The 9,101-nt window shown below is 71.1% G+C and carries 8 protein-coding genes and 1 rRNA gene; all 9 read left to right on the top strand.

The window, feature by feature from the left end:
• A 5S ribosomal RNA gene (rrf, locus tag HHX31_RS25185) occupies window positions 1-79 on the top strand; the annotation flags it as partial.
• Window positions 80-236: 157 nt separating this feature from the next.
• On the top strand, window positions 237-1,574 hold the full coding sequence (locus HHX31_RS25180; RefSeq protein ID WP_249346490.1) for a folylpolyglutamate synthase/dihydrofolate synthase family protein: 1,338 nt from the start codon (window positions 237-239) through the stop codon (window positions 1,572-1,574).
• Window positions 1,571-1,921 carry a DUF4233 domain-containing protein gene (locus HHX31_RS25175; protein WP_311932229.1) on the top strand — a complete coding sequence of 117 codons (351 nt, stop codon included), beginning with the start codon at window positions 1,571-1,573 and terminating at the stop codon, window positions 1,919-1,921. The genes HHX31_RS25180 and HHX31_RS25175 overlap by 4 nt, the downstream gene beginning before the upstream one ends.
• An 11-nt stretch (window positions 1,922-1,932) precedes the next feature.
• Window positions 1,933-3,459: a hypothetical protein gene (locus HHX31_RS25170; protein ID WP_211590279.1), complete on the top strand. Its 1,527-nt coding sequence runs from the start codon at window positions 1,933-1,935 to the stop codon at window positions 3,457-3,459.
• Window positions 3,460-3,675: 216 nt separating this feature from the next.
• Window positions 3,676-4,086 carry a nucleoside-diphosphate kinase gene (gene ndk, locus HHX31_RS25165; RefSeq protein ID WP_169950816.1) on the top strand — a complete coding sequence of 137 codons (411 nt, stop codon included), beginning with the start codon at window positions 3,676-3,678 and terminating at the stop codon, window positions 4,084-4,086.
• A gap of 219 nt (window positions 4,087-4,305) precedes the next feature.
• Window positions 4,306-5,337, top strand: a complete 1,032-nt coding sequence (locus tag HHX31_RS25160; RefSeq protein WP_169950815.1) for a rod shape-determining protein — start codon at window positions 4,306-4,308, stop codon at window positions 5,335-5,337.
• Between the two features lie 8 nt (window positions 5,338-5,345).
• Entirely contained in the window at window positions 5,346-6,518 is a 1,173-nt protein-coding gene (mreC, locus tag HHX31_RS25155; protein ID WP_169950814.1) for a rod shape-determining protein MreC, read from the top strand.
• 3 nt (window positions 6,519-6,521) lie between these two features.
• Entirely contained in the window at window positions 6,522-7,040 is a 519-nt protein-coding gene (gene mreD / locus HHX31_RS25150) for a rod shape-determining protein MreD (RefSeq protein ID WP_169950813.1), read from the top strand.
• The gene (gene mrdA, locus HHX31_RS25145) at window positions 7,037-9,094 is read left to right on the top strand and encodes a penicillin-binding protein 2 (RefSeq protein WP_169950812.1); all 2,058 of its coding nucleotides are present in this window, start codon (window positions 7,037-7,039) and stop codon (window positions 9,092-9,094) included. The genes mreD and mrdA overlap by 4 nt, the downstream gene beginning before the upstream one ends.
• Window positions 9,095-9,101: the final 7 nt, after the last annotated feature.

Here is a 9,101-nt window from a genome sequence, read left to right as displayed (position 1 = left end):
TCCGAACCCGGAAGTTAAGCCTGCCAGCGCCGATGGTACTGCACCGGGGACGGTGTGGGAGAGTAGGACGCCGCCGGACAATCTTTCGAATAACGTGGAGGCCATCCCGGTTGGGGTGGCCTTCACGTGTTTTGAGCCCCGGCCGACGGCCGGGGCTTTCGCATTTCCGGAATCTGCTCCGAGGGCCGGCGCCACGGCGATGGTCAAGGGTCCACCGCCTCGTTGAGGAGGTGCGCATGGGTTCCCGTACGCTGAGGGTCGTGGAATATCGAGCCGTCGAGCAAGCGATCATGGCACGGGGGGTGGAGTGGGATTTCAGCCCCACTCTTGACCGGATCACCGCGCTGATGGAGGTCCTCGGAGATCCCCAGAACTCGTACAAGATCGTTCATATCGCGGGAACCAACGGGAAGACGAGCACCGCGCGGATGACCGAGGCTCTGCTGCGCGAACGCAACCTGCGGGTCGGCCGCTACACGAGCCCTCATCTGCAGTCGATGCGCGAGCGGATCGTGATCGACGGCGAGCCCCTGTCCGAGGAGCGCTTCGCCGAGGTGTACGAGGACATCGCCCCCTACCTGGAGATGATCGACGCCAGGGTGGGCAGGCTGAGCTTCTTCGAGGTGCTGACGGGGATGGCGTTCGCGGCGTTCGCGGACGCGCCCGTGGACGTCGCCGTGATCGAGACCGGCATGGGCGGCACCTGGGACGCGACGAACGTCGCGGACGGGACCGTCGCGGTCGTCACGCCGATCTCGCTCGACCACACGGACTATCTGGGGCCCGACGTCGTGACGATCGCCGGGGAGAAGGCCGGCATCATCAAGCCGAAGGCGACGGCCGTGCTGGCGCAGCAGCCGCTGGCAGCCGCCGAGGTGCTGATGCGGAGGGCCGTGGAGGTCGGCGCGGTGGTCGCCCGCGAAGGGCTGGAGTTCGGCGTGCTGCATCGCGAGCTCGCCATGGGCGGCCAGGTGCTGCAGCTCAGGGGCCTCAAGGGGGTGTACGAGGACGTCTTCCTGCCGCTGTACGGCGCGCACCAGGCGGGCAACGCGGCGGGGGCGCTGGCGGCCGTGGAGACGCTGACAGCCGGGGACGACCCGCTGGCCGAGGAGGTCGTGCGGCAGGCCTTCGCCCAGGTGAGGAGCCCGGGGCGGCTGGAGGTCGTGCGACGCGGCCCGACGGTCCTGGTCGACGCGGCGCACAACCCCGCGGGGATGGAGGCGACGGTCGAGGCCATGACCGAGGCGTTCGGGTTCACCCGGCTCGTCGCGGTGGTGGCCGTGATGGCGGACAAGGACGTCGACACGATTCTGGACCTGCTGGAACCGGTGGTCGAGGAGATCGTGGTCACCCGTAACTCCTCCGCCCGCTCGCTGAGCCCGGACGACCTGGCGGCCCGCGCGGAGGCGGTCTTCGGCCCCGACCGCGTGCACGTCGAGGACCGGCTCGACGACGCCATCGACACGGGCATCGCGCTCGCGGACCAGGGCGACGAGCTCAGCTCGGGCGTCCTCATCACCGGTTCGGTCGTGACCGCGGGAGACGCCCGCGTCCTGCTCAAGGTCGCGAAGTGAGCGGCGCCGTGTTCGAGGTCACCCCCGGCATGCGCCGGCTCTGCGCGACCGTCCTCGGGATGCAGGCGATCGTCGTGGCGCTCGTCACCCCAGTCGCGATCACCGTCAACGACGTGTCCGTTCCGGTCGCGCTGACCGTGGGGCTCGGGCTCGCCGTCCTGTGCGTGGTGGTCGTCGGCATGCTGAAGCGCCCTGCCGCGTACATCGCGGGCACTGTGCTTGAAGTCCTGACAATCGCCACAGGATTCCTCGTCCCCGTCATGTTCTTCCTTGGGGTGATCTTCGCTGCCCTGTGGATAACGGCCATCTTCGTCGCTCGCCGTGTCGAAGGGACGACGAAGCGCTAAAGTCGGCAACCATGGCCGTCCCTCCCGTACCGCAGGCTAGGACCGCGGCGCCGGTCCGTGCCGTGCGCGTCCCTCTGCTGGTCGACGTCGTCATCGGGTTGCTCACCCTGGTGGCCCTCCCTCTGGCGATCGTCGCCATTCCGAACACGATCTCGGTCGTGGCGGCGCTGCTGCCGCCGGGCGTGTCTCAGGTCGACATGATCCGGGCCCACGGCCTGGCGCTGCCCGCCATGCTGGTGACCGTGCCGCTGGCCGCGGTCGCGGTGCGGAGGTTCCGCGCCGCGCCGATCCTCGTGGCCGGGCTCACTCTGCTCGCGCTCGCCGACGTCGCCGGGGGGTACACCGACACCGTCGCGCTGGTAGGGGTGCTGCGCGTGCTCCACGGAATCGGGGCGGGCATGCTCGTGCCGGCCACGCTGGTCGCGGTCGCCGAGCGGTCCCGGCGCCGGGTGCTGCTGCCGATCTGGGCGGGCGCGCTCGCCGCCTCGCTGCTGACGGCCCAGGCGCTCGCCCTGTGGGCGATCCGCGACGTGACCTCCTGGCAGGTCACCCTCCAGCCGTACCCGCTGCTCACCGGAGTGGCGCTGGCTCTCGCCGCGGCGTACCTGGTGCTCTGGATGATCTCCGGTGACGGCGGCACGCGGGCGGAGGGGGAGACCCCGCCCATGCTCGGCCGGCCGACGCCCGCCGAGCGCGGGCGGCTCGCCCTGGCGATCGTGCCGGCCGCCGCCATCGCGGTCCTGGGCGTGGGAATCACCTTCGACTGGGCGCCGCACCTGGTCGTCGTCGCCGCGGCCGTCGCGGTTCTGGCGATGCTGGGCCTCGCGGTGCTCGGCACGTTCGAGGGGCAGGGTGGCCGTACGCTCGCCTTCGTCAACGTCGCGGTCGGGCTTGTGGTGCTGCCGACGGCCGCGCAGATGACCTACATCGAGCTCGGCGGCCCGCTGGGCGGCCCCGGCCTCAAAGGTCTGTGGGTGCCGTTCCTGATCGCCACGCTGACCGCGCTGGTGGCCGCCGTGCTCGCGGGGCGGGCGCCTGAGACGTTCGCCAACCGGCTGACGGCACTGGGCCTCGCCGCCGTCGTCGCGGGGCTGGCCGCGATCAGGCTGCTGGTCCCCGCGCCGTCGGGCATGCCGCTGACGGTGCCGTTCGTGCTGCTCGCCGCAGGGGCGGCCGTCGCGCTCGCGGGCGCGTTCCGCACGGCGGGTCCCGGCTCGGCGATGCTGGGCCTGTCGCTGTGCTTCCCGGCCGTGCTCGCGGGCTTCCTGCTCGGCACCGGCATCCAGGTCAACCGGCTGCGCGACGCCGCCGCGAGCGCGCAGGGCAACGGGAACGCCCTTGTCGAGGGGTTCATCGACGCGCTGCACATGTGGGCGCTCGTCGGTGGTTTCGTCGTGGTCGGAGTGATCGTGCTCTCCGCCGTGCTGACCCGGCGGGCCGCCGCCGCGTCGGGCGACGGCCAGGTGCTGGTCCCCGCGCCGACGCCGTCTCCCGAGGAGGCCGACGGCGCGTCCGGGGGCACGGGGCTCACCCGCTGAGGATGCCGGCCGGCCCGCCGCCGGCAGCCTGTGCCCGCACCGTCCGGCCTGGTCGATCGGAGCGGCGGTCGCGGACCGGTAAGCTGCCGTTGCGTATGGAGTTCCCAAGCTGGAGCTCCCAGATGCTCGACGGGGTGCGCCCGCGACCCGCACGGGTCACCGTACGGCGAGCATGACGCCACGTGAGCCTCAGCAACGACCTTAGGAGAAGAGACTGTGTCCGAGCGTACGCTTGTCCTGATCAAGCCCGACGGGGTCCGTCGCGGCCTCATCGGGGACGTCATCGGCCGCATCGAGCGCAAGGGCCTCAAGATCGTGGCGATGGACCTGCGCACGCTCGACGCGGAGACGGCCAAGGCCCACTACGCCGAGCACTCCGAGCGCCCGTTCTTCGGCGAGCTGGTGGACTTCATCACCGGCGGCCCGCTCGTCGCGCTGGTGCTGGAGGGCCCCCGGGCCGTCGAGGCGTTCCGCGCGCTGGCCGGCCTGACCGACCCGGTGAAGTCCGCGCCCGGCACCATCCGCGGCGACCACGCCCTGGAGATCGGCGAGAACGTCGTGCACGGCTCCGATTCGCCGGAGTCCGCCGCCCGGGAAATCAAGATTTTCTTTCCGGACCGTTTCTAGTCCTTGCCCCACGAGAGGCCCCGGTTCAAACCGGGGCCTCTCGTGTTTTTCCAGGGGGTGACCGAGCTTAGGCGGGGGGACACGGCATTTTCCGGGGGCTTGAGGGCTCGATGTGCCCAGTGATGAGCACGTGCCGTTACGATTCGAATGCGATGCGTCATCCCGCACACCCGCTGAACCCGGTAACCGCTAACCACCTGAAGGAAGGCTTCCTTCCGCATGGGCAGCAAGCTGACATTCCTGGGCCGTGACATGGCTGTCGACCTTGGCACGGCGAACACTCTCGTCTACGTCCGAGGGCGCGGCATCGTCCTGAACGAGCCGTCCGTCGTCGCCATCAACGTCACGACCGGAAAGATCGTGGCAGTTGGAATAGAAGCGAAGCGGATGATCGGGCGGACGCCCGGAAACATCGTCGCGATTCGTCCCCTGCGGGACGGTGTCATCGCGGACTTCGATGTGACCGAGCGGATGCTGCGGTACTTCATCCAGAAGATCCACAAACGCCGTCACTTCGTGCGTCCGCGAATCATCGTGGCCGTGCCGAGCGGTATCACCGCGGTGGAGCAACGCGCGGTGAAGGAGGCGGGCTACCAGGCAGGGGCCCGCCGTGTGTACATCGTCGAGGAACCGATGGCGGCCGCGATCGGCGCCGGTCTGCCGGTCCACGAGCCGACGGGGAACATGGTCGTCGACATCGGCGGCGGCACCACCGAGGTGGCGATCATCTCGATGGGCGGCATCGTGACCAGCCAGTCGATCCGCGTCGGGGGCGACGAACTCGACCAGGCCGTGATCGCCTTCGCCAAGAAGGAGTACTCGCTGATGCTCGGCGAGCGCACCGCGGAGGAGGTGAAGATCGCCGTCGGGTCCGCCTGCGTCACCGGGGAGGACTTCCACGCCGAGGTGCGCGGCCGCGACCTGGTCAGCGGTCTGCCGAAGACGGTCGTCATCAGCGCGGAGGAGATCCGCCGGTCGATCGCCGAGCCGGTCAACACGATCGTGGACGCGGTGAAGTCGACGCTGGACAAGTGCCCGCCGGAGCTCTCCGGCGACCTCATGGACCGGGGCATCGCCGTGACCGGTGGGGGCGCGCTGCTGCGCGGCATGGTCGACCGGTTGCGCGAGGAGACCGGCATGCCGGTGCACTTGGCCGAGAACGCGCTCGACTCGGTCGCGCTCGGCTCCGGGCGATGCGTGGAGGACTTTGATGCCCTCCAGCAGGTGCTCGTGCCGGAGCCCCGCAACTAAGGAGCGTCATGAGAGACACCCGCCGCGCCCGTCTCACGCTCGGACTGCTCCTCGCCGTGGCGCTGATCCTCATCACCGTGGATCACCGGGCCGGGAACGACCACGTCCTCGGCCCGGTCCGCGACTTCGCGGGCGCCGTGTTCGGGAAGGCCGAGCGCGTCGGCGCCGCCGTGACCCGCCCGATCACCGGTTTCGTCGGCATGCTGCGCGACGCGCCCACCGCCCGCCGTGTCATCACGGACCTGCGCAAGGAGAACGCGCAGTTGCGGGACGAGCTGTCGGCGCAGCGGCTCGACCGGGCGCGTGTCGAGAAGCTGGACAGCATGCTCGGCCTGGCGGGGCTCGGCCGCTACCGTGTCGTCCCGGCCCAGGTCGTCGCGCGGCGCTCGGTGGCGGGTTTCGAGGACACGATCGAGATCGACGCGGGCTCGGGCGACGGGATCCGGCCCGACATGACGGTGCTGAGCGACGTGGGGCTGGTCGGCCGCATCGTCCAGGTGGGCCCGGTCAGCTCGACGGTGGCCCTGCTGACCGACCCCGCCCTGTCCGCGGGGGCGCGGCTGGAGGGCGGCAACGAGCTCGGTGTCGTGAGCGGCCTCGGCGAGGCGGGCGGCGGCGGCAACCTCGTCAGGTTCCGCCTGCTCGACTCCACCGTGCCGATCGGCGTGGGCCGCAGGATCGTCTCGTTCGGTTCGCAGCAGAGCAGGCCGTACGTGCCTGGTGTGCCGATCGGCGTGGTCGAGCGGGTGGACAACACGCCGGGTGAGGTGACCAGGACGGCCTACGCGCGGCCCTTCACCAACTTCTCCACGCTGGACGTCGTCAGCGTGGTGGTCGCGGCGCCGAAGCGTGATCCGCGTGACGCGGTGCTGCCGCCGAAGCCGGCGCCGCCGAAACCGCCGAAGCCGGATCGCAGCGAGGACCGGCAGCGGCGCTCCTCGCTTGAGGCCGAGTGGGCCCGCGGCGCGGAGGAGGGCCCGCCTGTGGCGGCGCCGCGGGAGCGGCGCGGCCGGCACGGCACGCAGGCCGCGGACGGGGAGCGGCAAGGCGCCCAGGAGCGGTACGCCGTAGAGGAGCCGCGCTCGGCACGTGAGACGGACTCCGCGGGGGCGGCGCCCGGCCGCGCGCCCCGCGAGCGTGACGGGGCCCCGGCGGACGACGGCCGCGGCGGGGGGAACTGAACGATGGCCCGCAACCTCGTCGCCGCGCTGCTGCTCTTCGTCGCCCTGGTGCTGCAGGTCAGCGTGGTGAACCGGCTGCTGTTCTCGTGGGCGCCCGACCTGGTGCTCCTGACGGTCGCCGCGCTCGCGACCAGGCGGGGGGCCGTGCCAGGCGCGGTGATCGGCTTCTGCGGAGGGCTCGCGTACGACCTGCTGCCGCCCTCCAACCACACCCTTGGTCAGTACGCGCTGGTCCTGTGCTTCCTGGGCTACGCGGCCGGCCGTGCGGGAGATCGCCTGCCGCTGGCCGCGGTGGCGGCCTGCGCCGTGATCGCGCCCGGCATGGTGGCCGGTCTGGGCGCGCTGCTCGGCGCTCCGGGGATCACGTGGCCGGTGCTGGCGACCGCCTGGCCCAGGGCGGCGATCTGCAATCTCGTGGCCGCTCCGCTGGCGCTCCACGCGGTCAAGGTCACGCACGGCGGCCATCGGAGGCGCGCGGGCGGCGGCGAGCTCGTGCCGAGCTGGAGACGGGGGACGGCATGACACGTTTGCGGGGGCGCCTGCTCGTCCTGCAGGTGCTGGTCATCGCCATGATCGTGATACTCGTCGTCCGGTTGTGGCAGGTCCAGGTGGTGCAGGGGTCGCGGTTCGTCACGGTCGCGACGGAGACGCGCACCCGCGAGGTCCGCGTTCCCGCCCTGCGGGGGGCGATCCTCGACTCCTCCGGCCGGCCGCTCGTGCGCAACCGCACGACGCTGGTGGTCTCCGTGGACCGCGGCCGGCTGGAGCGGATGAAGGACGGCGGCGACGCGGTGCTCCGTCGCCTGTCCACCGTGCTGAAGGTGCCGTTGTCGAAGCTGAAGCAGGAGATCCGGGCCTGCGGGCCCGGCGTCAGCCGTCCGTGCTGGCCGGGCTCGCCGTACACGCCGATCCCGGTGGCCAACAACGTCAACCCGCGGGCGGCGCTGCAGATCCTGGAACGCCAGGAGGACTTCCCGGGCGTCACGGCCGACATCCAGGCGCTCCGCGACTACCCGAACGGCAAGGACGCGGCCCAGCTCCTCGGCTACCTGCAACCGGTGACGCAGAGCGAGCTGGAGAAGCGGGAGGGTCTCAAGGCCAACTACTCGGGTGTCGACCTCACCGGCCGCGACGGGCTGGAGCGGACGTACGACTCGGCTCTGCGCGGCGCACCCGGCCTGCGCAACGTCCAGGTCGACCGGATGGGCAAGGTCATCACGGTCAACCAGCAGTCGGACCCGGTGCCCGGCGACATCCTGGTGACCAGCATCGACGCCAACGTGCAGCGCATCGTCGAGAAGTCGATCGACCAGGCCATGCAGGAGGTGCCGAACTCGGACGGCGCCGCCGCCGTGGTGCTCGACATCAAGACCGGCCGCGTGATCGCGATGGCCAGCCGGCCGACGTACGACCCCAAGGTCTGGACGGGCGGCATCGCGGAGAAGGACTACCGACGCCTGCTGTCGGACAAGTCGGGCAAGCCGCTGGTGTCACGGGCGATCGCCGGCGAGTACGCCCCCGGCTCCACGTTCAAGATCAGCTCGGTGTCGGCGATGGTCGCGGATGGTCAGCCGCTGCACGGCACCTACCAGTGCCCGGGCGCCTACACCGTCGAGGGCCGGGCGTACCCGAACGCGGGCGGCATGAGTCTCGGCGCGATCTCGCTGCACGAGGCGCTGGTCAAGTCGTGCGACACCGTCTTCTATCGGGCCGGGTACGAGGAGTGGCTGCGCGACGGCGGCAAGGTGCCCAAGTCGAAGGTCAAGGAGCCGATGCCGACCATGGCGAAGGCCTACGGCTTCGGCCGCCGTACGGGCATCGACCTGCCGGGCGAGTCCGCGGGGCGCATCCCCACCCGGGGCTGGAAGCGCGACCTGTGGAGCTCCACGAAGGACGAGATGTGCAGGCGGGCCAAGACCGGCTACCCGGAGATGAAGGACCAGAGCCGGGCCGCGTTCGCCAAGCGGCTGGCCCACGAGAACTGCGTCGAGGGCGCGATCTTCCACGCCTACGAGGCGGTCAACCTTTCGATCGGCCAGGGTGACGTGCTCGTCACCCCCCTTCAGCTGGCCCGGGCGTACGCGGCGCTGCTCGGGGACGGCAACGTGCGCAGCCCGCGTATCGGCTGGGCGCTGATGCGCCCGGACGGCTCGCTGAAGCAGGAGATCCCGGTTCCGGTCGAGGGCCATCTGCCGATCAACGACGAGACGCGCGAGTACATCCGCAAGGCACTCAGCGAGGTGCCCTCCGACGGCACGGCGGCGGGCGCGTTCCGCGGGTTCCCGATGAACGTCGTCAAGATCGGCGGCAAGACCGGTACGGCGGAGGTCTACGGCAAGGAGGACACGTCGTGGTTCGCGTCCTTCGCGCCGGCCGACCACCCGCGGCTGGTCACCGTGGTCATGGTCGCGCAGGGTGGCTTCGGCGCCTCGACCGCCGCGCCCGCCGCGCGGCGCATCTGGGAGGGCATCTTCGGACTGGGCAAGGGGGACAACAGCAAGCCGGTCAAGCCGGCGCTTCCGGACGGCAAACCGGTGACACGGCTGCCGGCCATCAGCCGCGACAACACGCAGTGAGGCGGGC

Origin of the sequence: Microbispora sp. H11081 (genome assembly GCF_012999535.1) — a bacterium.
In the GTDB taxonomy this organism is placed as follows: Bacteria; Actinomycetota; Actinomycetes; order Streptosporangiales; family Streptosporangiaceae; genus Microbispora.
This window is presented reverse-complemented; position numbering and strand designations above follow the sequence as displayed.

Coding starts and splice junctions, on each gene's coding strand:
- mreD (WP_169950813.1), top strand. CDS start 6,522: ATGGCCCGCAACCTCGTCGCCGCGCTGCTGCTCTTCGTCGCCCTGGTG.
- mreC (WP_169950814.1), top strand. CDS start 5,346: ATGAGAGACACCCGCCGCGCCCGTCTCACGCTCGGACTGCTCCTCGCC.
- mrdA (WP_169950812.1), top strand. CDS start 7,037: ATGACACGTTTGCGGGGGCGCCTGCTCGTCCTGCAGGTGCTGGTCATC.
- HHX31_RS25160 (WP_169950815.1), top strand. CDS start 4,306: ATGGGCAGCAAGCTGACATTCCTGGGCCGTGACATGGCTGTCGACCTT.
- HHX31_RS25170 (WP_211590279.1), top strand. CDS start 1,933: ATGGCCGTCCCTCCCGTACCGCAGGCTAGGACCGCGGCGCCGGTCCGT.
- HHX31_RS25180 (WP_249346490.1), top strand. CDS start 237: ATGGGTTCCCGTACGCTGAGGGTCGTGGAATATCGAGCCGTCGAGCAA.